The organism is Sphingomonas xinjiangensis, from assembly GCF_014199255.1.
Lineage (GTDB): Bacteria > Pseudomonadota > Alphaproteobacteria > Sphingomonadales > Sphingomonadaceae > Sphingomonas > Sphingomonas xinjiangensis.
Genome location: NZ_JACIJF010000006.1, coordinates 181,633 through 203,527, shown reverse-complemented (window position 1 = coordinate 203,527; position 21,895 = coordinate 181,633). Strand labels below are relative to the sequence as shown.

The window sequence follows — 21,895 nt, the reverse complement described above, 5'->3', positions numbered from 1 at the left end:
GGCGCGTTCCAGCGCGTCCCACGCGAGCCGCCTTTGGCGGCCCCCACCGGCCTCTTCCTTTTAGGGAGGGGAGGTAAGGTGCGCGTCGTAAGCCTCGCCGACGAGGACGATTTCGAGGGCTGGCGCGATGCCGCGCGGGCGCTGGTGCAGGCGCGGGTGCCGGCGTCCGAACTCGTGTGGCAGGTGGGCGACGCACCGGTCGACCTGTTCGGCGACGAGGCGGTGCTGGCGCCTGCCGCCCCCGCCCCGTTCCGAGTCTCACGCGCGTTTGTCGACTTGGCCCAGACCGCGATCCTGCACGCCGATCCGCAGCGGTTCGCGCTGCTCTACACGCTGCTGACCGGGCTGATCGATCAGCCCAAGCGGATCGAAGATCGCGCGGACCCGCTGGTGCGGCGACTCGAAGAAATGGCTAAGGCCGTGCGGCGCGACGTTCACAAGATGCGCGCATTCGTCCGCTTCCGCGAGACCGAAGCGGATGGCGGCACGCGCTTCGTCGCGTGGTTCGAGCCCGAGCATCATATCGTGCGCGCCAACGCCCGCTTCTTTGTCGATCGCTTCACCAACATGCGCTGGTCGATCCTGACGCCCGAGCTCTCGCTGCACTGGGACGGCGACACGCTCCAGGAGGGGCCGCCCGCGACTAAGGCGGATGCGCCCGAGGGCGATCCGATCGAGGAGGTCTGGAAGACCTATTACGCGTCGATCTTCAATCCCGCCCGCCTGAAGACGGGGGCGATGTTGAAGGAGATGCCGCGCAAATACTGGAAGAACATGCCTGAAACGGCGCTGGTCAAAGACCTGATCGCAGGCGCGCGGGCACGGGAGACGGCGATGGTGGAAACGGCGCAAGCGACCCCAGCGGGGAGCAACAGTCAGGCGGCCTGGGCCGCGTTGCGCGATGAGGCGATGCACTGCACCCGCTGCCATCTGTATCAGCACGCTACGCAGACGGTGTTCGGCGAAGGCCCAGTGGATGCGCGGCTGATGTTCGTCGGGGAGCAACCCGGCGACCAAGAGGATCTGGCGGGCAAGCCGTTCGTCGGCCCGGCCGGCCAGATGTTCGATCGTGCGGTGACGCAGGCGGGGATCGACCGCCGCACCGTGTACGTCACCAACGCGGTCAAGCACTTCAAGTTCGAGCCGCGGGGCAAGCGGCGCATCCATTCCAAGCCCGACGCCGGCGAGATCAGCGCATGCCGATGGTGGTACGAGCAGGAACGCCTGATCGTGCGACCCGAGATGACGGTCGCGCTGGGAGCGACTGCGGCGCGGCAGATGCTGGGCAAGACCGTAACGATCAGCCGCGAGCGCGGCCGCGCGATCGACCTGCCCGATGGTGGCCGCGGCTGGATCACCATCCATCCCAGCTTCCTGCTGCGCATGCCGGACAAGTCCCGCGTGGAGGATGAATTCGCGGCCTTCGTCGAGGATCTGAAGGGCGCCGCGGCATCGTTGCGGTGAGCCGTGTGGAACTTAGGTTAGTTTCCGGCGCTTGGTACCGCTGGTGCAACGACCTGAAAGGGTGACGATGACGTTCGTGATGAAGGCGGCAGCTGCCGCGGGCCTGCTGGCATTGGGTGCATGCGGCGGCAATGCCGATGACAAGGCCGCCGACAACATCGAAGCCGCCGCCGAAAATCAGGCGGATACGCTGGAGGCGCAGGCCGACAACTCGCAGAACGAGCAGGCCGAAGACGCGCTGGAAGATCATGCCGACGCGGTTCGCGAGAACGGCCATGACCTGGCCGAGAAGGCCGACGACAATGACGACGCCCGCGTCGAGCAGCAGGCGGCCAACCAGATGTAAGCGCGTCCGCCGGGGTTCCGGCGGACTGGCTTTTGAGACCCCGCGCGGCCGCCGGCCCGCGGGGTTTTTCGTGTGCGGTCCTCCTGGCATGCTTCGCATGACCCCCTCCCCGTGCCGGGAAGGATTTTACTTTCTTGGGCCGAAGTTCAGGCGACGAGTGACGTTATAGTCGAGCACGGCCATGACGAAATAGGCGCCGAACTGCTTCACGCGGGTCCAGGGGCCAGTACGCGCCTTGTAGAGTTCGGGCGTGATCCGCTCCGATCGCGCGACCTCGCCATCGACATAGCTGCGGACATGGGCGGCAAACGTCGGATCGGCGATGCGGAACATCAGTTCCAGGTTCAGAAACATCGAACGGATGTCGAAATTGGCCGAGCCGATATGGACGACCTCGTCGATCACGAACAATTTCGTGTGCAGCTTAGTCGGCTGATATTCGTAGATTTCGACCTTTTTGCGCAACAGCCCGGCATAAGTGAAGCGCGCCGCCCAGATCGCGGCGCCGTGATCGAGTTTCGAGGGCAGCACCAGCCGAACGCGCCCGCGCCGCCCGGCCTTGTCGACCCGGCGCAGCATCGCGGGGCTCGGCGCGAAATAGGCGGCGATCAAGTCGATGGTGCGGGCGCGCTGCATGTCGCGTTTGACCACCCGCGCCCAGGGCGACAATCGCTGCATTGGCCCGCCCAGCAGCCAGCGCGTCGTGCCGAGCGGCTCACTCCAACGATTAAGCGTGCGGGCCAGCGAGCGCATCGACGCGCGCGGGCGGCGGGTCCAATCCGCCAGCGCGTCGAAATAACCAACCAGCCGCGCGGCGGCGGGTCCTTCGACCATCAAGCCGAGATCGCGCCAGCCCGCCTGCTCTGCCGTCTCGAAATAATCGTCCTCGATGTTGAAGCCACCGATGAGCACCCGTTCCTCGTCGGCAAGCGCGAGCTTCTGGTGATTGCGCATCAAATAGCGTCGGCCCAGGCGGGGCACAAAGCGACATGTCTCCACGCCCGCGGCGCGCAGCGGTTCGAAAAAGTCATTGCTGGCGGCCGGCTCGCTGCCCAGACCGTCGACGATGAGTTGGACTTGCACGCCGCGTCCCGCCGCGCTGATCAGCGCATGGCGCACCGCCGCCCCGGCTTCATCGTCGACATAGATATAGTACAGAACACGCAGCGTGCGCCGTGCCGAATGGATCAGGTCGAGCAAGACCGCGAGGCGCTCGGGCCCTTCGGTGATCAGCCTCAGCCGATTGCCGTCGACGGTGAAGCTGGGTTGGCTGGTCACGGACATGGCCGCGTCATGCGCGGCTTGTTTGACGGGAGCAAGGCAGGGACCTGCGTGTCGCGACGGGCATGGCGCAAGCATGCCGCCAAGGCGCGGAAGGGTTCACCGGCCCTGGGGAATGGCCGATTTCCTTGACAATCCGGCACATGCTGGCTATGTCCCCGACCTTTCCGGACAACTAGACCAAGGAAGCGTTCAATGGCGCGCGTCACCGTCGAGGATTGCGTCGACAAGATCCCCAACCGTTTCGACCTGGTGTTGTTCGCCGCGCAGCGTGCGCGTCAGATCTCCGGCGGCGCCGAGCTGACGCTCGACCGCGACCGTGACAAGAACCCCGTGGTTGCGCTGCGCGAGATCGCAGAAGAGACCGTGCGTCCGGACCATCTGGAAGAAGCCGTGGTGTCGAGCCTGCAGCGCGTGCAGATCGACGACGAGGAAGCACCCGACGAAGTCGGCTCGCTGTCGGCCCAGGCCGAGGCGCTCCGTCTCACCGCCGCCGCCCCGCCGCGCAACCAGAATCTGGGTGCCGATTACGAAGGCTGAGACTTTCGCGGTTTACACGATTTCAAAGGGGCTCCGGAGCGATCCGGAGCCCTTTTCATTTCTATCCATGCCCGGGGGAGCATTTTCAGCTTTCCGGCTCGACCTCGGGCGGCCGTACGCCCTTGAAGCCCTGCGCGACGACGAACCACTCCACCGAGCCCTTGCGGCTGGCAGGGGGCTTGGCGTGCTTCACCGTGGTGAAGTTGCGCTTCATCTCGGCAACCAGGCTCGAATCCGCGCCGCCGGCAAACACCTTGCCGACAAAGGTGCCGCCGGGTTCGAGCACCCGCAGCGCGAAGTCGAGCGCGGCCTCGACCAGCCCCATGGTGCGCAGCGCGTCGGTCTGCGGGTGACCGACGGTGTTCGCGGCCATGTCGGACAGGATCAGGTCGGGTGCGCCGCCCAGCTCCTCGATCAGGCGTGCGGGCGCGGCATCGTCCATGAAGTCCATCTGGAGAATGGTGGCGCCTTCGATCGGATCCACCGGAAGCAAGTCGATGCCGACCACGCTGGCGCCTGGCAAGCGCTTGCGCACGACCTGCGTCCAGCCGCCCGGGGCGAGCCCCAAGTCGATGATGCGCTTGGACCCGCGCAGGAAGCCGAACTTTTCGTCCAACTCGGTAAGCTTGTAGGCGGCGCGGCTGCGATAGCCTTCGGCCTTGGCGCGCTTCACATAGGGATCGTTCAACTGGCGCTCGAGCCAGCGCGTCGATTGCGCGGTGCGGCTGCGCGCCGTCTTTACGCGGGTATGGCCCCGTGCTCCGCCGCGGCTCACAACGTGTCTCCGTTCATCAATCGACGCAAAATACCCTCGCGAATGCCGCGGTCGGCGATGCCGAGCCGTTCGGCCGGCCATAGATCCAGGATCGTCTCGAGGATAGCGCAGCCGGCGACCACCAGATCGGCGCGCTCGTTGCCGATGCAGGGGACCTGGCCGCGTTCGGCGATGCTCATGGCGCCGATGCGGCGGCTGACGTCACGCATCGCTGCGGATGGAACGATCAGGCCGTCGATCACCGACCGGTCATAGCTGGGCAGCCCGAGATGGACGCTGGCGAGCGTCGTCACGGTGCCGCTGGTGCCAAGCAGGCGCGGGGTGCCGCGCGGACGCTTCAGCCGCGCGACAAAGGGCGCGAAGCTTTCGGCGACACGGGCGCGCATGTCGGCATAAGCGCGGGCGCGCCCCTCGGCCGTGTCCTCGGCGCGCGCCGATTCGGTCAGCGAGACAACGCCCCAGGGCGCACTGTGCCAGTCCAGGATGCGGGGCACGGGCGACCGCGAATCGACCAGCACCAGCTCGGTCGAGCCGCCGCCAATGTCGAACACCAGAGCCGGGCCATCCCCCGCTTCGAGCAACGCGTGACAGCCGAGCACGGCCAAGCGCGCTTCTTCCTCGGCGGTGATGATGTCCAGGGCGATCCCCGTTTCCGCATAGACGCGTTCGATGAAGGCGGGCCCGTTCGAAGCTTGGCGGCAGGCCTCGGTCGCGACCGAGCGGGCGAGCGCAACGTTGCGGCGCTTGAGCTTTTCCGCGCAAATCCGCAGCGCCGCCAGCGTCCGATCGATCGCGGCATCCGACAGCTTGCCGCTCGCGGCCAATCCCTCGCCCAGCCGGACGATTCGCGAGAACGCATCGATGACCACGAACGCCGATCCGGCGGGGCGCGCGATCAGCAGGCGGCAATTGTTGGTGCCCAGATCGAGCGCGGCATAATGCCGCCCTTCCGGCATCCGCGCACGGATTTGCCGCTCTTCGAGCGGCTTGGGCGCAGGCCGGGGAGCAACGTTCCTCCGGCCGCGGGGCAGTCTGGCGGAGCCATCCCCCATGGTTTCACTCACTTATCTTCTTCCGTCACGGCTCCAAAACGGAACCGCCGGTGCTTGGGATGCAGGCTAGCGCAGCGAAGGAATGAGGGCAAGCAAGGTCGCACGACGGCGTTGACAGGGCAGAATCCGCCGACTATTGCGCACCCCTCTTGGTGCCCTGTCGTCTAAAGGTAAGACTACGGACTCTGACTCCGTTAATTGAGGTTCGAATCCTCACGGGGCATCCAACTTGCTAAAATCATTGCGCTTCGGCCAGCAACGCCGCCATTCCGGCGCCTGCCCAGTCGCGCTCGCCCAGCGCACGCCAGACTTCCTTGCCCGCCGAATCATAGAGGATCGTCGTGGGCAGATTTGCGCCCAGCCCCAGGCTGAACGCCGCGTCGGCATCGAGATAGGGTTGGAGATGCTTGAACCCGTTCTTTTGGAAGAACGGGGTGACGGCTTCGCTGCCCTTGAAATCCTGGCTGACAGCGAGAACCTGGAGCGCACCGGCCTTCTGCCCGGCAAGGGCGTCGAGCGTCGGCATCTCCTTGATGCAGGGGATGCACCAGGTCGCCCACAGGTTGAGCAGCACCGGCTTGCCCTTGAAACTGGCGAGCGTCACTGTCTTGCCGGCGGGATCCTCGAACGGGATCGAGGGCGCCGCCGCGCCCTTGTGGCTGCGGTCCACACTGCCCGGCGTGGGCGCCGGCGCGGCGGAGTTGTTTTGCGTCGCTTGCTGCGGCGGCTGTGAGGCCCTATCGCAGCCGCCGATTGCCACCAAGCCTGTGAGGAGAAGCGCGATAGCTGGGCGCAAGGACAGCTCCAATGCGATGTGGGGTGGGCGGTTCGCCGAAGGGCCGTCCGCAGTGATGCGTGAGATAAACGCGTCTATCCCCTTCGACAAGCGCATGTGGCGACAGGACATTCGCGGCAGCCAGGCGCATGTTGCCATGCTGGGCAAGCAGGGCATCGTTGCGGCCAAGGATGCCGAATGGATCGCGGACGGGCTGGCACAGGTCGCCGACGCATTCGAGGCCGAGGGTGTGCCCGACGACTTGGCGCTCGAAGACATCCACATGCTGACCGAAGCGCGATTGTCCGAGAAGATCGGGCCGGTTGCTGGACGGCTGCACACCGCGCGATCGCGCAACGACCAGGTCGCGACCGACTTCCGGCTGTGGGTGCGCGACGCCATCGACCAGGTCGAGGCGGCGCTGGACGCTTTCCAGGAAGCCTTGCTGATGCGCGCCGAAGAGCATGCCGCGACGGTGATGCCGGGCTTCACGCATTTGCAGAGCGCGCAGCCGGTGACCTTGGGCCACCATCTGATGGCTTATTACGAAATGATCGGCCGCGACCGCTCGCGCTTCGCCGATGCGCGGGCGCGGATGAACCTGTGCCCGCTGGGATCGGCAGCACTGGCCGGCACTGGCTTCCCGCTCGACCGTGAGGCCACCGCCGGGGCGCTTGGCTTTGACGGGCCGACTCGCAATTCCCTCGACTCGGTGTCCGACCGCGACTTCGCGCTCGAATATCTCACCTGCGCGTCGCAATGCGCGCTGCATCTGTCGCGGCTGGCCGAGGAATTCGTGATCTGGGCGAGCCAGCCCTTCGGCTTCGTATCCTTGAGCGACCAATGGTCGACCGGCAGCTCGATCATGCCGCAAAAGCGCAACCCCGATGCGGCCGAGCTGGTGCGCGGTCATTCGGGGCGGATCACCGGCGCGCTGATGAGCCTGATGATGACGATGAAGGGCTTGCCGCTCGCTTATTCCAAGGACATGCAGGACGACAAGCCGCCGGTGTTCGAGGCGCACGACCTGCTGGGGCTGTCGATCGCGGCGATGACCGGCATGGTCGAAAGCGCGACCTTTCGCGAGGCGCGGATGCGCGCGGCGGCGGAAGCCGGCTTTTCCACCGCGACGGACCTGGCCGACTGGCTGGTGCGCGAAGCCGGCGTGCCGTTCCGCGAGGCGCATCACATCACCGGGCGCGCAGTGGCGAAGGCCGAGGCCGAAAACCTGCGGCTCGACCAGCTGCCCCTGGACGCGCTGCAAGCAATCGACGCGCGGATCGACGGACGCGTGTATGACGTACTGAGCGTCGATGCATCGGTGTCGAGCCGCACCAGCTTTGGCGGCACGTCGCCAATGCGGGTGCGCGAGGCGATCGCGGCGGCACGTGCGGCGCGTGAGGAGAACGAGCGATGAAACAGTTGTTGCTGGTGGCAATGTCGGCTGCTCTGGCGGGCTGCGGTGCGCGCGGCGACCTGAAGCCTGCTGAGGGGCAGGCGCTGCCGCCTCCGCCCTATGGCGCGACTGCCACACCGACCCCGGCCGACCTGTTGCAGCCCGCGCCGCTGACGCGACCGGCGCGCAGCGACGAACTGATCCAGAGCTCGGAGCGTCGCCGCAGCGACGAGTTCGACCTGCCTCCCCCGAACTGACGGAATACGATGGACCATTTCACGCTGATCGACGGCGAACTCCACGCCGAGAATGTGCCGCTTGCGCGCATCGCCGCCGATGTCGGCACGCCGGTCTATGTCTATTCCACTGCCACGTTCCAACGCCACGCCCGCGCGTTCCGCGAGGGTTTGGCTGGCGTCCCGCGCGCGCGCATCGCCTTTGCGATCAAAGCGAATCCGAACCTGGCGGTGCTGCGATTGCTCGCCAATGAAGGCTTTGGCGCCGATGTCGTGTCGGGCGGCGAGCTGGCACGTGCGCTGGCGGCAGGCATGCCGCCCGAAGGCATCGTGTTTTCCGGCGTGGGTAAGACCCGCGCCGAGCTCGACCAGGGACTGAACGCCGGGATCGGCCAGTTCAATCTGGAACTGGAAGAAGAGGGCGTGGTCCTTTCCGAACTCGCGGTCGCTCGGAATATTCGGGCGCCGGCGACGCTGCGGGTCAACCCGGACGTTGACGCGGGAACCCACGAGAAGATTTCCACCGGACGCGCCGAGAACAAGTTCGGGCTGCCGATCAGCGAAGCGCGCGCGATCTTCGACCGGCTCGCGCCGCTGCAGGGTCTGAACCTGCGCGGCGTTGCGGTGCATATCGGCAGCCAGCTCCAGAGCCTGGAGCCGCTGGAGCGGGCCTATACCCGCGTCGGCGAGCTCGTCGCCGAATTGCGCGCCGCCGGGCACAGCATCACCCATGTCGATCTGGGCGGCGGGCTGGGCGTGCCGTACCGTACCACCGACACTCCCCCATCCCCGGCCGAGTTCGGCGAGATGGTCGCGCGGGTCACGCGCGGCTGGGACGTCGAGCTGATGTTCGAGCCTGGCCGGGTCATCGCCGCCAATGCCGGCGTGCTGCTGACGCAGGTGCTGTGGGTAAAGCCCGGCGTCACGCATCCTTATGTCATCGTCGACTCGGCGATGAACGACCTGGCGCGCGTGGCGCTGTACGATGCCTATCACGACTTTGTCGCGGTGAAGCCGAGCGGCGAGACGATGACCGCCAACGTTGCCGGCCCGGTATGCGAATCGAGCGACGTGTTCGCCAAAGGGCGCGAGATCGACGTGGTGAAGTCCGGCGACCTGGCGGTGCTGCGCAGCGCCGGCGCCTATGGCGCGACGATGGCGAGCACGTACAACAGCCGCCCGTTGGTGCCCGAAGTGCTGGTGTCGGGCGACACCTATGCCGTGGTCGCTGGGCGGATCGCCGCCGAGACGATCATGGCCGAGGAGCATGTCCCGGACTGGCTGAAATGAGCCTGCCCGCCCTGCCCTTGTTCGTGAAGCTGGCGGGGCGGCCGGTGATCCTGATCGGCGAAGGCGAAGCGGCGGAGGCCAAGCGGCGGCTGCTGGAGCGCGCCGGTGCGAAGATCGTGGGGATCGAGGATCGGGCAAGCCTGGCGGTGGTCGCCGTGGACGATCCCGAACGGATCGTGACGGCGCTGCGCGAGCGTGGCGTGCTGGTGAACACCGTCGACCGGCCCGAGCTTTGTGACTTCACGGTCCCCGCGATCGTCGATCGCTCACCCGTATTGGTGGCGATCGGCACCGCTGGCGTGTCGGCGGGGCTGGCCGCGGCGCTGCGACAGAAGCTGGAGGTGCTGCTGCCGGCGCGGCTTGGGCGATTGGCCGAGGCATTGCACGCCGCGCGAGGCGCGATGCGGGCGCGGTGGCCCGATGGCGCGGAGCGGCGGCGGGCGTTGGGAGCGGCCTTCGCGGGGCAGCTCGACCCTCTGCTGGAGGGTTCCGAAGATGCAGTCGGCCCATGGCTGGCGCGCGCGGCGGCACCCTCTCGCGCGCTCATCCGTATTCGGCTCAGGTCAGGCGATCCGGATGATCTTACCCTGCGCGAGGCGCGGTTCTTGGCGGGCGCGGACCGCCTGTTCCACCGGCCCGACGTGCCCGACGCGATATTGGACCGCGCCAGAGCCGATGCGGTACGGATTCCCTGCGACGCGCCGCCGACGGAGTCAGGCGAGGGCATGTCGGTGGACCTGGAGATGGCGGGTTGAGCGGTTTTGCCTATGTCGTGCACGAGGGAAAGGCACGGAAGACCACGCTGCGTGAGGCGCTGCACGAGCAGGCCAATCTCAGTTGGACGCACCTGACGACCAATGACGGACGCGCCAAGGCGTGGCTGGGTGGCGAGGCGCGGCTTGGACCTTTCGTTCTCGAGTCGCTGACCGCCGTCGAAACGCGCCCGCGCTGCGACGCGGTGGGCGATGGCGCGGTGATCAACTTGCGCGGCCTGTCTTCCGAAGCGATGGGCAGTTCGGACCCGCTCGCCTCGATCCGCATCTATGCGCAGGGCGGGCATGTCTTCTCGGTCACGCGCAAACCGCTCAACGCCATCGATCCGGTGCGCAAACAAGTGGAGGCCGGAGAGATCCTGGACCCGGGCGACCTGATCGCCGCGATATCGCAGGCGATCACCGAGGAACTGGATCCCGTGGTCGCCGATCTGGGCGATACGCTGGACGATTGCGAGGAACAGATCGCCGGCAAGCAAGTGTTCCAGCTGCGCCGAAGCGTCAACCAGACGCGCACGCAAGCGATCGGCTATCGCCGTTTCCTGAATCCGCAGCGTGCGGCGCTGGAGCGGCTCGCAGCGCTGCCGGGCGAATGGCTGCGCGACGACGACCGGCTGCATCTGAACGCCGCCGCGGATCGTGCGGCGCGCATGGCCGAGGAGCTGGAAAGCATCCGGGAGCGCGCGGCGGTGATGCACGAGACGCTGACCGACCTTCGCGCCGAGCAGATCGACCAGCGCTCGTTGATGATCGCGATCGTCGCCATGGTGTTTCTGCCGCTGACCTTTCTCACTGGGCTCTTGGGAATGAATGTCGAGGGGATACCCTTTGCACATGCATCTTGGGCGTTCTGGGGCGTCGTGGGGGTGTGCGTGGCGATGGCAGTGGCGATCGCCGGGTATTTCGTACGGCGGCACTGGTTCGAGCCGTGAGTGGCTGGGCGCACCGCGTCAAAGCCTAGCCATCCCCGGCAAGGCGGTGGCCCAGTTTCGGCGAACTTGCGATGGCATATCGCCGCTTCGACGGCAGCGCAGCTGGGCCAGACCCTCGCCGGGGAACTGCGGTGCGCGAAACCCGATGCGTCAGCGGTTCAGGAAGGTGAAAATCTGGCCAACCATGGTGTCGATGCCGCCGCGCGCGCGGACGATCGCGTCGCCGGGTTCGGCAGTGTTTATCGCCAGGCCAAGCGGCGTCGGCCAGCCGCGCAGGGCGTGGGTGATGGTGCGCAGCGCGTGCAGGGTCGAGACCGCCGCCTGCCAGCCCGCGGCGGTGGCGAGCAGGCCCACCGGGATTCCGTCGAAATAGACCCGGTCATCGGTCCGCAGTTCCTCGACATAGTCGAGCGCGGTCTTCACCAACCCTGACAGCGTGCCATGATAGCCCGGTGAACCGACGATCACCGCATCTGCGGTGCGCAGCGCTTCCAGATAGCGGGTGATGGCGGCATCTCCCTTGCCCAGACCGGGTTCGTAGTGCCGGAACGCGATGGCGTCGCCGGTGAGCAGCGTCGTGCGCGCGCCGCGCGCCTCCGCCGCCGACAGCGCTGCGGCGAGCAGCCGTCCCGTAGTCGATTCGGCGCGGAGCGTGCCGCCGAGGGCGACGATATGGGGCTGGCTCATGCCCGTTCCGCTAGCCGAAACCCCCGCGCCGCGCCAGCACCGCGGGGCTGCGGCATTGGCTCAGAAGAACAGCTTACGGAAGCTCAAGCGCACCGTGCGGCCCTGGCGATCGACCAGATCGCGCTGGAAGTTCAGCGGCACGATCCCAGTGGCATCGGTGACGCGCTGGCGCGCGTCGAAGATGTTCTGGATGCTGAGGCTTACGCGGCTGCCGCGCGCCCAGCGCTTGCGCGGGCCGGCGAGCTGGCCGAGATCGGCGAACACACGCAGGTTCAGCGTCGTCAGGCTGTTGAAGTTCAGCTGGTCGCCGCTGCCCGCCTCACCGGTCAGCACCTGCCGGCCGCTGCGCCAATTGCCGGTCAGGTTCACGCCCAAACCGTCCTTGTTGTAGCCGGCATTGCCCTCCAGCGCGTGCGCACTGACGCCGTTGCCGCTGGTATCGTCCAGCGTGGCGCCGTCGAGAAGGTCGAGCACGGGCAGGCCGTCGCGAATCTCGATCTCGTTTTTGAACTGCCAGGTGTGGAACAGGCTGAAGCGCAGCCGCCCGCCGCGTGCGCCCGGACCCCGGCCGCCAAAGCCGCCGCGCGGACCGACGCCGCGTCCGCCCCCCGGCCCACCAGGTCCCCTGCCGAAGAAGCCGCCCGGGCGCTGCCCCTCGCCTGCGCCTTGCCGACGATCACCCGGTGGCGTCACTTCGGCGGGCGGAGCGCTGCCTTCGGAGCGCGCGGCTTCTCGAGCGGCCTGCATCTGGGCGCGGCGGGCCTGGAACTCCCGCTCCCGCGCCGAAGTCAGCGCCTTGGAAAAGTTGAACCCCCACCGCAGTTCCTGCCGCTCCGCACGGTTGAAATTCACCGACCGGTTGTCGAGCGCGATCAGGCGGCCGCTGGCATCGCGGGTGAAGCGGCCGGGGAACGCTGCTTCCACCTGCGCCGTGATCGAGGGGAAGCTGGAAATCTGGTTGCGCGTCTTGCTGGTCACATAATTGGCGCTGAGGTTGAAATCCTCTTTCTCGAAGGGGCGCAGGTTCAAGCCCAGCTTCATCACATGGCGGCTGTCAGCGGTCAGGAAGGGATTGCCCCCGGTGGTGGTGGTCACGTCCACTGTCTCGCCGCGCACGAAATCGAACACGCGGACGTTGGGCGTGACCAGGATCGGGCCGCCAAGCTGGCTCGCGCTCGGCGCACCTTCTTCGTCGGTGAACGAGGCGATCAGCCGCAGCGCCGGGATGGGCGACCAGTTGACGCCATAGCCGGTGGTGATCAGCGTGCCGAAATCCGAAAGCTGTTCGACTTCGATATTGCCGTTGAGCGACACGTCGCCGATCGCGCTCAACACCTCGCGGCGGCGGCTGGTGAGCGGCAGATCGATATTCGCCCGGAAGCTGCCGCTTTGGCGCGAAATATCACCGGTGCGGGCGACACCATTCGATAGCGAATAGCTGTCGAGGTCCGAGGTGCGGCCGCTGACGCGGATGCTGGTGGCGACATCCCCGGCGGGAAGCTTGAACAATGGACCGTTCAGCAGCGCGTCCACCGACCCGACATTGGTGGTCGACTGGGCGAAGTTCGCCGGCAGGCTGTTTAAGGCGAACAGCGGCAGCGGACCGAAAGGATTGAAGCCGGGATCGTTGGCGTCGGCCAGCGCCTGTGCGGGTGACAGGTCGATCCCGCGCTGCGTGATCGTGCGGCTGTTCGTCCGGTCGTAATTGCCGGTCAGCGACCAGCGCCATTCCTTGTCCCAGGGCAGGCCATCACCGTTGAAGCTGAACCCGGCATGCGCGGTGGTGCTGCGCGTCGACCGGGAGAGTGGCAGGAGTTCGTCATAGAAACGGTCGAGCTGCACATCCTGCGCGAAGGGCGAGAAGGGACTGTCCGCGCCGATCGTCAGCGTGCCGTCGGGCAGGCCGAGCAGCGTACGGCTTTGAGTGGCGTCGAGACTTAGGTTGAAGGTCCCGGTGACCTTCTCCGACAGGTTGCGGGTCAGCACGCCGTTCAGGTTCAGCTGCTTGGACGGAGCAATCAGCGAGCGATAGGGGGAAAGATCGGTGACGTTGAGCGTACCCGCGGTGCCGGCGAAATCGGCTAGCGTGGGCATGCCGCCCGCTGCCGCAACCGGTACGCCCGCTTGCGTCACGGGGGATCCGACAAGCGCACTGAGTGCGGGGTCGATCTGCCCGCCGTCGATGCCGGTGATGTTGCCGCGCACGTCGGCCAGCTGTCCGGCGGCATTGCGGGACAAAAGATCCCGCTCGCTTTCGAGCAGGCCGGAGGTCGCGTTGTACTTCACGTCGAACTGCAGCCGCCCGTCGCGGCTGATCCGGTTGAGGCCGAAGTTGCCGCGCGAGGTGACCGTGCCGCCGGCGGTGGGCATCGATCCGGTGAGTTCGGTCGTGACGGCACGGAAGCGCTCGCGCAGGACGATGTTCACGACGCGCTGATCGGCGCGATAGCCATATTTGAGCGCGACTTCCTCGGGCAGGATGTCGACGCGCTCGATCGCTTCGGTGGGAATGTCCTGAAGCTCGCGGAAGCCCGAGATCCGGCGGCCGCTCAGCAGCACCACGGGCGCATCGCCGCCCCGCCCCCGACCGCTGCCGGTCTGCGGCGCGAGTTCGGTCAGCAGTTCGGAAATGCTGTTGACGCCATAGGAGCGGATATCGGCCGGCGAGAGCTGCACCTCGGCCGGAATATCGCTCTGCACCGCGCCGCGCAGCGTGCCGGTGACGACGATCTCCTCGGGCTGCTCCTCGGCCCCTTCCTCAGCGATGCCGGCTTCGGCATCGGGCGACGGCGCGGGTTCGGCGACGGGGGGTGTCTGGCTCTGGTCCTGGGCCATCGCCGTCACCGGCCAGGCGCCGACGATCAGCCCCGCGATCGCGCATCCCCATTTCCGCATACGATAGAACTCCCTCAGCGCCCGCACGTTTGGCACCGGCGTGCGTAGCGCCTCGCTACAAGCGACTTGTCGCAAGAATGTGCCAGAGCTCGGAAAAAAGAACGGCGCCCCGAAGGGCGCCGCTTTTGGTTTCTGGTGCGGTCGAGAAGACTCGAACTTCCACGGCCTTTCGGCCACAACGACCTCAACGTTGCGCGTCTACCAGTTCCGCCACGACCGCACGTGAAACTCCGTCGGAGAGCCCCGACGGCTGGTAAGGCAGCGGCCCCTAGCAGCCAGTCCAGAGCATGGCAAGCGGGGTTTGCGCACTTTCCTGAATCATCGCGGACCCCTAAGCCCGCGGCCATGCAGCTGACTCCCGCCCTTTACGCTGAAATGCGCCGCATCCTGGCGCTGGCATGGCCGGTGATGCTGACCAGCCTCAACTGGACGATCCTCCACGTCACCGACGTAGCGGTGGTGGGCCTGACCGGCGCGCATGAAGCCGCGGCGTTGGGCGCCAGCCGGGCGATCACCTTCCCCGGCATTGTCATGGGGCTGGGCGCGCTGACCGGCATCCTGGTGCATGTGTCGCGTGCCGACGGCGCGGGCGAACTCCGCGAGACCGGACGGGTGCTGCACCAGGGGCTCGCGCTGGCGGTGCTGCTGGGGCTGATCAGCGGCGCGATCCTGTTCGCCTTTCCCGAACCGATGCTGCGCGGCATCGGCGTCGCGCCCGCCACGGTGCCCGGCGCGGCGGCGGTGGTGCGGGTGATGGCGCTCGCTTACCCCTTCCAGCTGGTGATCATCGCCGCGAGTTTCTTTCTGGAAGGGGTGAGCCGGCCGCAGCGCGTGACCGTGGTCAATCTGGCCATCCTGCCGGCCAACGCGCTGCTCGCCTGGGCGCTTTCGGGCGGGCATCTGGGGCTGCCGGCGCTGGGCGCGGTGGGTGCTGCGGGCGCGACGGCGATTGCTTCGGCGCTCGGCGCGATCGGCATGGTCGCGGTCGCCTGGACCTTGCCCCGCGCCGAGCCGCGCGGGGTGCGCGACCTGTCCGACTTCGCCAGCGCCGCCACCTTTGCCGGAGCAGTGCGGCTGCTGGGCTTCGGGGTGGTGCCGGCGGTAGCGTCGGGGCTCGAGTTGGTCGGCTTCGCGATCCTGATCGCGCTGTCGACACAGCTGGGCGACGTCCAGGCGCATGCCTTTCAGATCGTGTTCTCGATCCACAACGTCACCTTCGCCGTGGCGCTGGGGCTGGGATCGGCGGCGGGCGTGCGCGTCGGCAACGCGGTGGGCGAAGGCGTGCCGCAGGCGGCGGAGGGGCGGACGATGATCGCCGCGGTGCTGGCGGCGCTCGCCACCGGTCTGCTCGCCCTGGTGCTGGTGTTCGCGCCTTCCCCCTTCATCCAACTATTCCCGGCGGGCGAGGGCGTGCACGCGCTCGCCATGGCGATGCTGGCGATCTGGGCGCCGTTCATCCTGTTCGACGGCGTGCAGGTGGTGTTCGTCTATGCGCTGCGGTCGCTCGGCGATCAGGTGGCGGCGGGGATCAACGGCATCCTCGCCTTCTTCGTCGTCACCGGTGGAGCCGGGTTGTGGCTGGTGAAGATCGGCATGGACACGACCGGATTGGTGCTGGCGTCGGGCATGGGCATGGTCGCCGCCGCGTTATTGAACGGCGGCCGCTTCGCCTGGATCAGCCGCCGATCTCGCTCGCGAAGCTGAGCTGCACCACCGTGGCATTGGCCGGGACATCGACCTTGGCGCCGGTGAAATCGAGCAAGCCGTTCGGCGCCAGCTGGCGGTTCTCCGGCGTGATCCGCCAGCTATAGACCAAGTCATCCGAAGCATTGCGCAGCTCGACGCGGATGTCGGGCACCTGCTGACGGTCGCCGGTGGGATTGCGGACCTTGCCGGAGACGACCAGCGCCTCGCTGCCGTTCGGCATGACCTTGCGCTCCACGCTCTTGTCGCTGAACAGCAGCGGGGTCTCCACGGGGCCACCAATGCCGAGGCCTAGCTGCGCGGCGATGCCGGGCGCGCCGGAATAAAGGATGGCTGCGAGCCCTAGCAGCATCGACACCCCCGCGACGATCGCGGCGGCGGTCCACTTACGCGCCGGGTTCTTGCGGGGGCGAAAGGGCGGGCGCGGCGCGAAGGGATCATAGTCAGGACCGGCATCGGCAAGCGCGTCTTCGTATAGCCGCGGCGCGGGCTGGGCGCGGGGGGCCTCCATCGCGGTGCGCGGCACGACAGGTTCGGGCACGCGCGGTGCGGGTGCCGGCTCGGGCGGCGGCGCGGAGGGCTCAGGCACGGCCATGGGGGCAGCGAGGGCCTCGCCGACCGGCGGCGCCTGAAACCAGCTATGCTTGCAATTGGCGCAGCGCACCGTGCGCCCCTGCGCGCCGACGGCGGTGTCGGGGACGAGGTACCGGGTCCGGCACTGGCTGCATTCGAGGATCATGAACCGTCTCAAGCACCGGCTTGCCCACTGGCCGGTCGCGCCGAACCTACCCCGTTCGAATCGGGCGAACAAGAGTCCGGCGCGCTGGCGCTCGGCTTGAGCGACCCGAACGGACGTGCAATGGCTGGCGTTACGCAGACAAGGAGCCGGTGGCCGCGCTTATGGCCAATATCGTTCAATTCGAAAATGTCGGGCTGCGCTATGGCAGCGGGCCGGAGACGCTTTCTGACGTCAATTTCGGATTGAAGAGCGGCGCGTTCTATTTCCTCACCGGCGCGTCGGGCGCGGGCAAGACCTCGTTGCTCAAGCTGCTCTACCTCGCCCAGCGGCCTTCGCGCGGCGTGGTCCGGCTGTTCGGCGAGGATGCGGGCGTCTTGCCCCGCGCCCGTCTGCCCGGCTTCCGCCGCCGCATCGGGGTGGTGTTCCAGGACTTCCGCCTGGTTCCGCACCTGTCGGCCTATGACAACATCGCGCTGCCCCTGCGCGTGGCGGGCGTGCCGGAGAGCGACGTGGAAGCGCCGGTGCGCGAGATGCTGGCCTGGGTCGGGTTGATCGAGCGGAGCCGTGCCAAGCCGCCGACGCTGTCGGGCGGCGAGCAGCAGCGCATCGCCATCGCCCGCGCGGTGATCGGGCGGCCCGAGATCCTGGTCGCCGACGAGCCGACCGGCAATGTCGATCCCGCCATGGCCGAGCGGCTGCTGCACTTGTTCGAATCGTTGAACCGGCTCGGCACCACCGTGGTGGTGGCAACGCACGATTTCCATCTGATCAATCGCATCCCCACCGCGCACATGATGCGGATCGAACAGGGGCGGCTGAGCGACGCCACCGGCGCGCTGCGCAATCCGCCAAAGTCGGCCTGATGGTCGAATACGGACCTGCCGCTCGCAACCGCAGCCTGCTCGACACCGGGCGGCGTGCGCGGGTGATGACCTGGATCATGGCGATCATGGTCTTCCTGACTGTGCTGGCCGGCGCGCTGGGGCTCGGCATGTTTGCCGCCACCGCGCAGATGGACCGCCAGCTGACCGGGCGGCTGACCGTGCAGATCGTCGATCCCGACGCCCAGGCGCGCGACCGCCACGCCGCGGCGCTGCTCGCCACGCTGCGAACGCTTCCCGGCGTTTCCGGCGCCCAGGAAGTGGACCGTACCCGGCTTGCCGAGTTGCTGCGTCCGTGGCTGGGAGACTCCGGGCTCGATCCCGACCTGCCGATGCCGGCGATGATCGATGTCGAATTGCGCGGCAACGACGCGTCCGGAGTCGAACAGGCGGCGCGCAGGGTCGCGCCGGGCGCGCGGGTGGACCGGCACGCCCAGTGGCTCTCCCCCGTGCGCAGCTTCCTGGTGACGATGAGCTGGCTTGCCGTCGGCCTCATGCTGCTGATCGCCGCCGCAACCGCCGCGGTGGTGCTGCTCGCCACGCGCGCGGGGCTGGACACGCACCGGGACACGATCGATGTGCTGCACATGCTCGGCTCCACCGATGTCCAGATCGCCCGCTTGTTCCAGCGCCGCATTGCCTTTGACACGCTCAGCGGCGGGCTCGCGGGTGCGGTGGTGGCGTTCGCAGTGGTGTGGTTCCTTCAGGCGCGCATGGCGGCGGTGGGCTCCGAAGTGCTCACCGGCGTGACGCTGGCCCTGCGCGATTGGCTGGTCCTGCTGTTGCTGCCGGTACTGTTCGCGCTGCTGGCGACAGTCGCCGCGCGCGTGGCGGTACTGCGCACCCTGGGCAAGACGCTGTGATCTGGCGGACGATCCTGGTGCTGATCGTCGCCTGGGCGCTGGGCTTTGGCGTGTTCATGCTCTCGCTCGGCAGGCCGCTCGATGGCCGCAAGACCGACGGCATCGTCGTGGTGACCGGCGGATCCGGGCGGATCGATCGCGGGCTGAGGGTATTGCGCGATGGTGAGGCCGAACGGATGCTGGTCAGCGGCGTCGATGTCGACGTTCGGCCAGTCGAATTCGCCGTGGAGTACAAGATCGACCGCAAGCTGTTCTCCTGCTGCATCGATCTGGGCTGGCAGGCGGTCGACACTCGGTCCAACGCCGAGGAGACCGCCGCCTGGGTGAAGCGGCATCGCTTCAAATCGGTGCGGCTGGTGACCACCGACTGGCACATGCCGCGCGCGCGGATGGAACTGGTGCACAGCCTGGGCAGCGATGTCGAGGTGGTAGGCGACGGCGTGCGCAGCATCACCGGATGGCGCGTGCTGCTGCGTGAGTACAACAAATATCTGGTGCGCCGGATCGCGCTGTGGCTGAGGGCCGATTGATGGAGCGGCTGCGGGCGCTGATCTTCAAGACAGCCTTCTATGGCGGGTCGGTGCCGATCGTGCTGCTCGCGCCGGTGGCTGCATTGTTCGGGAAGAGCTTCTTCCGCAGCTGGGTGGTGGGGTGGACGCGCTATCACGGCTGGTGCGCGCGCAACCTGATGGGCATCCACACGCGCTTCGACGGCGCGCCGATGCGCGGGCCGGCGCTCTATGCCGCCAAGCACCAGAGCTTTTACGAAACCTTCGAACTCGTCCGCCTGCTGGATGCGCCGGCGGTGGTGATGCGCCAGGAATATGCCCGGATCCCGGTATGGGGATGGGCGGCCAAACGCTATGGCATCATCGTGATCGACCGTAGCGGATCGGCCTCGGCGCTGCGGCAGATGATGCGGGAGGCCAAGGCGGCGGGCGCCGCCGGACGCCCCGTGGTGATCTTCCCCGAAGGCACCCGCAGCGCGATAGGCGAGGCGCCGCCCCTCCAGGCCGGCCTCGCCGGACTATACCGCGCGGTGGGCCTCCCGCTGATCCCGATCGCGCTGGATTCGGCGCGGGTGTGGCCCAAGGTCGGGCCGCTGCATTCGGGCACCGTCACGTTCCGCTTCGGCGATCCGATACCCGCCGGCCTGCCTCGTGCAGAGATCGAGGCACGAGTGCATGCCGAGATGAACCACCTCAACCATCCTCCTCTGTAAGGAGAGATTTGCGTTTAATCGTGCGCGCGGCCAAAGTCCGGCCGGGCGTCGTCCTGCCCCTGGTCGATGATCGAGCGGCGGACAGCCCGGGTGCGGGTGAACAGGTCGAACAGCTCGTCGCCCTTACCCCAGCGGATCGCACGCTGAAGGCTGGTGAGATCTTCGGTGAAGCGCTGGAGCATGTCGAGCACCGCCTCGCGGTTCGACAGGAAGACGTCGCGCCACATGGTCGGATCCGACGCGGCGATGCGCGTGAAGTCGCGGAAGCCGCCCGCGGAATATTTGATCACCTCCGACGCGGTCACTTCCTCCAGGTCCGATGCGGTGCCGACGATCGTATAGGCGATCAGGTGCGGCAAGTGGCTGGTGACCGCGAGCACGCGGTCGTGATGCGCCGGCTCCATGGTCTCGACCATCGCGCCTAGCCGCCGCCAGAATTCGCAGACGCGCTCGGCGGCGAGCGGATCGGTGCCCTCGGGCGCGGTGACGATGCACCAGCGGTGCTGGAACAGCGTCGCGAAGCCTGCCTCCGGGCCGCTATTCTCGGTGCCCGCAACGGGATGCGCCGGTACGAACAGCGCGTGCGGCGCGGCTTCGCGGACGGCGGCGAGAACGGTCTCCTTCGACGATCCGACGTCGCTCAGTACGGCATCGGCGGGCAGATCGTCGGCAATCTCGCCGGCCACCTGCCCCATAGCGCCGACGGGCACGCAGAGGATGACAAGGTCGGCATCGATCACCGCCGCGCCCGGCGTGTCCGCGACATCGTCGCACAGCTGGAGACGGACGGCAGTCTCGCGAACCTGCGGATCGGCGTCATGTCCGGTGATCCGCACGCTCGGCATATATTGCCGCACCGCGCGCGTGATCGACGAGCCGATCAGGCCCAGCCCGATCACCGTGACCCGCGCGAAAGGCAGCATCAGGCGCCGACCAGCCGGCGCAGCGCCTCGACCACGCCGCGCATTTCCTCCTCGCTGCCGATGGTGATGCGCAGGCCATGAGCAAGCCCCTGCCCCGGCAGCCAGCGGACGATATACCCCGCGTCCATCAACGCCTTGTACGCCTGTTCGCCGGTCACATCGCCTTCGAACAGGACCAGCTGAAAGTTCGCCTTGGACGGCACCGCGCGCAGGCCCTTGTTGCCCATCGCGTCGATCTGCTGCGCGAACCAGGCGCGGCATGCCTTGTTGTGGCTGCGGCTGCGCTCGATGAAAGCGGCGTCGCCCAGCGCGGCGACAGCGGCGCGGCCTGCGCCGATCCCGAACGAGAACGGCGCGCGGATGCGATGCATCGCGCCGATCAGGTCGGGATGGCCATAGCCCCAGCCCACCCGCTCCGAGGCTAGGCCGAAGATCTTGGAAAAGGTGCGCGTGACCAGCACGTTGGTCTGGGTGCGGGCGAGTTCGAGGCCGCCGTCATCATCCTCGGGGTCGAGATATTCGGTATAGGCTTGGTCGAGCACCAGCAGCACATGCGCAGGCAGTCCCGCATGCAGGCGGGCGATCTCGGCCCTGACGGTGTAGGTGCCCGTCGGATTGTTCGGGTTGGCGACGAAGACGACCTTGGTCTTCTCGGTCACCGCCGCGAGGATCGCGTCGACGTCGGTAGCATAGTCCTTGTCGGGCGCGACCACCGGCGTGGCGCCGACGCGGCGCGTGGCGATATCGTACACCGCGAAGCCGTAGCGGACATAGATGATCTCGTCGCCGACACCCGCGAACGAGCCGGCGGCCAAATGGAGCACTTCGTCCGAGCCGGTGCCATAGACGATGCGGTCGGCCTCGATCCCGTAATGCGCGGCCAATGCCGAGCGGAGGTCCGCGGCGCTGGCGTCGGGATAGCGCTCCAGCTCGGCGGCGGCCATGGCATAGGCGCGGCGCGCCGTCTCGGGCGTCCCGAACGGGTTCTCGTTGGAGGAAAGCTTGGCGACCTTGCGGCCGTCATCGGTGGTGGCGCGCCCCGGGATATAGGGGGCGATGTCCATGACCCAGGGCTTGGCGACGGGAGCGTTCATGGCCGCGCGGAGTGGCCCAATGGCAGG

Annotated in this window: 22 protein-coding genes and 2 tRNA genes; 14 read left to right on the top strand and 10 right to left on the bottom strand. The window is 67.6% G+C overall.

The window, feature by feature from the left end; genetic code table 11:
• Window positions 1-78 precede the first annotated feature (78 nt).
• Both FHT02_RS12170 and FHT02_RS12165 read left to right on the top strand, forming a co-directional pair.
• Window positions 79-1,464 (top strand): UdgX family uracil-DNA binding protein, encoded by a 1,386-nt coding sequence (locus FHT02_RS12170; protein WP_184087893.1) that lies wholly within the window; start codon window positions 79-81, stop codon window positions 1,462-1,464.
• A gap of 67 nt (window positions 1,465-1,531) precedes the next feature.
• Window positions 1,532-1,810, top strand: coding sequence for a hypothetical protein (locus FHT02_RS12165; protein ID WP_184087891.1), 279 nt, complete (start codon window positions 1,532-1,534; stop codon window positions 1,808-1,810).
• 126 nt (window positions 1,811-1,936) lie between these two features.
• Here the strand turns inward: FHT02_RS12165 and FHT02_RS12160 are convergent, their stop codons facing one another.
• Complete coding sequence (locus FHT02_RS12160) at window positions 1,937-3,094, bottom strand: phospholipase D-like domain-containing protein (RefSeq protein ID WP_184087889.1); 1,158 nt, start codon at window positions 3,092-3,094, stop codon at window positions 1,937-1,939.
• A gap of 192 nt (window positions 3,095-3,286) precedes the next feature.
• Between FHT02_RS12160 and rpoZ the strand changes: the two genes are divergently transcribed.
• Window positions 3,287-3,631, top strand: a complete 345-nt coding sequence (rpoZ, locus tag FHT02_RS12155; RefSeq protein ID WP_184087887.1) for a DNA-directed RNA polymerase subunit omega — start codon at window positions 3,287-3,289, stop codon at window positions 3,629-3,631.
• An 85-nt stretch (window positions 3,632-3,716) separates the two neighbouring features.
• Here rpoZ and FHT02_RS12150 read toward each other — a convergent pair whose 3' ends face one another.
• On the bottom strand, window positions 3,717-4,406 hold the full coding sequence (locus FHT02_RS12150; protein WP_343056934.1) for an RlmE family RNA methyltransferase: 690 nt from the start codon (window positions 4,404-4,406) through the stop codon (window positions 3,717-3,719).
• Window positions 4,403-5,458, bottom strand: coding sequence for a Ppx/GppA phosphatase family protein (locus FHT02_RS12145; protein WP_184087991.1), 1,056 nt, complete (start codon window positions 5,456-5,458; stop codon window positions 4,403-4,405). The genes FHT02_RS12150 and FHT02_RS12145 overlap by 4 nt, the downstream gene beginning before the upstream one ends.
• Window positions 5,459-5,611: 153 nt before the next feature.
• Between FHT02_RS12145 and FHT02_RS12140 the strand changes: the two genes are divergently transcribed.
• Window positions 5,612-5,685 (top strand) — tRNA-Gln (locus FHT02_RS12140).
• An 11-nt stretch (window positions 5,686-5,696) separates the two neighbouring features.
• On the opposite strand, the gene FHT02_RS12135 is transcribed toward FHT02_RS12140, so the two are convergent.
• Window positions 5,697-6,218, bottom strand: a complete 522-nt coding sequence (locus FHT02_RS12135) for a TlpA family protein disulfide reductase (protein WP_343056933.1) — start codon at window positions 6,216-6,218, stop codon at window positions 5,697-5,699.
• A gap of 52 nt (window positions 6,219-6,270) precedes the next feature.
• On the opposite strand from FHT02_RS12135, the gene argH reads away from it, so the two are divergent.
• Genes argH through FHT02_RS12110 form a run of 5 tightly spaced genes read left to right on the top strand, consistent with a single transcriptional unit; the run spans window position 6,271 to window position 10,860 of the window.
• Window positions 6,271-7,650 carry an argininosuccinate lyase gene (gene argH / locus FHT02_RS12130; RefSeq protein WP_184087881.1) on the top strand — a complete coding sequence of 460 codons (1,380 nt, stop codon included), beginning with the start codon at window positions 6,271-6,273 and terminating at the stop codon, window positions 7,648-7,650.
• Window positions 7,647-7,886, top strand: a complete 240-nt coding sequence (locus FHT02_RS12125) for a lipoprotein (protein WP_184087879.1) — start codon at window positions 7,647-7,649, stop codon at window positions 7,884-7,886. Before argH ends, FHT02_RS12125 begins: the two co-directional genes overlap by 4 nt.
• A 9-nt stretch (window positions 7,887-7,895) precedes the next feature.
• Window positions 7,896-9,155, top strand: a complete 1,260-nt coding sequence (gene lysA / locus FHT02_RS12120) for a diaminopimelate decarboxylase (RefSeq protein WP_184087877.1) — start codon at window positions 7,896-7,898, stop codon at window positions 9,153-9,155.
• Complete coding sequence (locus tag FHT02_RS12115) at window positions 9,152-9,910, top strand: precorrin-2 dehydrogenase/sirohydrochlorin ferrochelatase family protein (RefSeq protein WP_184087875.1); 759 nt, start codon at window positions 9,152-9,154, stop codon at window positions 9,908-9,910. Before lysA ends, FHT02_RS12115 begins: the two co-directional genes overlap by 4 nt.
• Entirely contained in the window at window positions 9,907-10,860 is a 954-nt protein-coding gene (locus FHT02_RS12110; RefSeq protein WP_184087873.1) for a zinc transporter ZntB, read from the top strand. Before FHT02_RS12115 ends, FHT02_RS12110 begins: the two co-directional genes overlap by 4 nt.
• 150 nt (window positions 10,861-11,010) lie before the next feature.
• Here FHT02_RS12110 and FHT02_RS12105 read toward each other — a convergent pair whose 3' ends face one another.
• From FHT02_RS12105 to FHT02_RS12095, 3 genes are all read right to left on the bottom strand, one after another.
• Window positions 11,011-11,547 (bottom strand): NADPH-dependent FMN reductase, encoded by a 537-nt coding sequence (locus FHT02_RS12105; protein WP_184087871.1) that lies wholly within the window; start codon window positions 11,545-11,547, stop codon window positions 11,011-11,013.
• Between the two features lie 60 nt (window positions 11,548-11,607).
• Window positions 11,608-14,442, bottom strand: a complete 2,835-nt coding sequence (locus tag FHT02_RS12100; RefSeq protein WP_184087869.1) for a TonB-dependent receptor — start codon at window positions 14,440-14,442, stop codon at window positions 11,608-11,610.
• A gap of 133 nt (window positions 14,443-14,575) precedes the next feature.
• Window positions 14,576-14,662, bottom strand: a tRNA-Leu gene (locus FHT02_RS12095).
• A gap of 125 nt (window positions 14,663-14,787) precedes the next feature.
• Between FHT02_RS12095 and FHT02_RS12090 the strand changes: the two genes are divergently transcribed.
• The gene (locus FHT02_RS12090) at window positions 14,788-16,146 is read left to right on the top strand and encodes an MATE family efflux transporter (RefSeq protein ID WP_246352367.1); all 1,359 of its coding nucleotides are present in this window, start codon (window positions 14,788-14,790) and stop codon (window positions 16,144-16,146) included.
• Here the strand turns inward: FHT02_RS12090 and FHT02_RS12085 are convergent.
• Complete coding sequence (locus tag FHT02_RS12085) at window positions 16,118-16,885, bottom strand: zinc-ribbon domain-containing protein (RefSeq protein WP_184087867.1); 768 nt, start codon at window positions 16,883-16,885, stop codon at window positions 16,118-16,120. The two genes, FHT02_RS12090 and FHT02_RS12085, sit on opposite strands and share 29 nt — an antisense overlap.
• Before the next feature lie 161 nt (window positions 16,886-17,046).
• Between FHT02_RS12085 and ftsE the strand changes: the two genes are divergently transcribed.
• The 4 genes from ftsE to FHT02_RS12065 are packed head-to-tail and all read left to right on the top strand — an operon-like array spanning window position 17,047 to window position 19,851.
• Window positions 17,047-17,748 carry a cell division ATP-binding protein FtsE gene (ftsE, locus tag FHT02_RS12080; RefSeq protein ID WP_184087987.1) on the top strand — a complete coding sequence of 234 codons (702 nt, stop codon included), beginning with the start codon at window positions 17,047-17,049 and terminating at the stop codon, window positions 17,746-17,748.
• Entirely contained in the window at window positions 17,748-18,629 is an 882-nt protein-coding gene (locus FHT02_RS12075) for a cell division protein FtsX (protein WP_184087865.1), read from the top strand. Before ftsE ends, FHT02_RS12075 begins: the two co-directional genes overlap by 1 nt.
• A complete protein-coding gene (locus tag FHT02_RS12070; protein ID WP_184087863.1) occupies window positions 18,626-19,159 on the top strand; it encodes an ElyC/SanA/YdcF family protein in 534 nt (177 codons plus the stop codon). The genes FHT02_RS12075 and FHT02_RS12070 overlap by 4 nt, the downstream gene beginning before the upstream one ends.
• Window positions 19,141-19,851, top strand: coding sequence for a lysophospholipid acyltransferase family protein (locus tag FHT02_RS12065; protein WP_343056932.1), 711 nt, complete (start codon window positions 19,141-19,143; stop codon window positions 19,849-19,851). Before FHT02_RS12070 ends, FHT02_RS12065 begins: the two co-directional genes overlap by 19 nt.
• Before the next feature lie 14 nt (window positions 19,852-19,865).
• Here FHT02_RS12065 and FHT02_RS12060 read toward each other — a convergent pair whose 3' ends face one another.
• Both FHT02_RS12060 and hisC read right to left on the bottom strand, forming a co-directional pair.
• Window positions 19,866-20,774: a prephenate/arogenate dehydrogenase family protein gene (locus tag FHT02_RS12060; RefSeq protein ID WP_184087861.1), complete on the bottom strand. Its 909-nt coding sequence runs from the start codon at window positions 20,772-20,774 to the stop codon at window positions 19,866-19,868.
• Window positions 20,774-21,868, bottom strand: a complete 1,095-nt coding sequence (gene hisC, locus FHT02_RS12055) for a histidinol-phosphate transaminase (protein WP_184087859.1) — start codon at window positions 21,866-21,868, stop codon at window positions 20,774-20,776. The genes FHT02_RS12060 and hisC overlap by 1 nt, the downstream gene beginning before the upstream one ends.
• Window positions 21,869-21,895: the final 27 nt, after the last annotated feature.

Excerpts from the sequence above, each read along its gene's own strand:
- FHT02_RS12075 (WP_184087865.1), top strand. The coding sequence starts at position 17,748 with ATGGTCGAATACGGACCTGCCGCTCGCAACCGCAGCCTGCTCGACACC.
- FHT02_RS12115 (WP_184087875.1), top strand. The coding sequence starts at position 9,152 with ATGAGCCTGCCCGCCCTGCCCTTGTTCGTGAAGCTGGCGGGGCGGCCG.
- FHT02_RS12085 (WP_184087867.1), bottom strand. The coding sequence starts at position 16,885 with ATGATCCTCGAATGCAGCCAGTGCCGGACCCGGTACCTCGTCCCCGAC.
- FHT02_RS12145 (WP_184087991.1), bottom strand. The coding sequence starts at position 5,458 with ATGGGGGATGGCTCCGCCAGACTGCCCCGCGGCCGGAGGAACGTTGCT.
- FHT02_RS12100 (WP_184087869.1), bottom strand. The coding sequence starts at position 14,442 with ATGCGGAAATGGGGATGCGCGATCGCGGGGCTGATCGTCGGCGCCTGG.
- FHT02_RS12060 (WP_184087861.1), bottom strand. The coding sequence starts at position 20,774 with ATGCTGCCTTTCGCGCGGGTCACGGTGATCGGGCTGGGCCTGATCGGC.
- FHT02_RS12165 (WP_184087891.1), top strand. The coding sequence starts at position 1,532 with ATGACGTTCGTGATGAAGGCGGCAGCTGCCGCGGGCCTGCTGGCATTG.
- ftsE (WP_184087987.1), top strand. The coding sequence starts at position 17,047 with ATGGCCAATATCGTTCAATTCGAAAATGTCGGGCTGCGCTATGGCAGC.
- FHT02_RS12125 (WP_184087879.1), top strand. The coding sequence starts at position 7,647 with ATGAAACAGTTGTTGCTGGTGGCAATGTCGGCTGCTCTGGCGGGCTGC.
- rpoZ (WP_184087887.1), top strand. The coding sequence starts at position 3,287 with ATGGCGCGCGTCACCGTCGAGGATTGCGTCGACAAGATCCCCAACCGT.
- hisC (WP_184087859.1), bottom strand. The coding sequence starts at position 21,868 with ATGAACGCTCCCGTCGCCAAGCCCTGGGTCATGGACATCGCCCCCTAT.
- argH (WP_184087881.1), top strand. The coding sequence starts at position 6,271 with ATGTGGGGTGGGCGGTTCGCCGAAGGGCCGTCCGCAGTGATGCGTGAG.
- FHT02_RS12090 (WP_246352367.1), top strand. The coding sequence starts at position 14,788 with ATGCAGCTGACTCCCGCCCTTTACGCTGAAATGCGCCGCATCCTGGCG.
- FHT02_RS12105 (WP_184087871.1), bottom strand. The coding sequence starts at position 11,547 with ATGAGCCAGCCCCATATCGTCGCCCTCGGCGGCACGCTCCGCGCCGAA.
- lysA (WP_184087877.1), top strand. The coding sequence starts at position 7,896 with ATGGACCATTTCACGCTGATCGACGGCGAACTCCACGCCGAGAATGTG.
- FHT02_RS12160 (WP_184087889.1), bottom strand. The coding sequence starts at position 3,094 with ATGTCCGTGACCAGCCAACCCAGCTTCACCGTCGACGGCAATCGGCTG.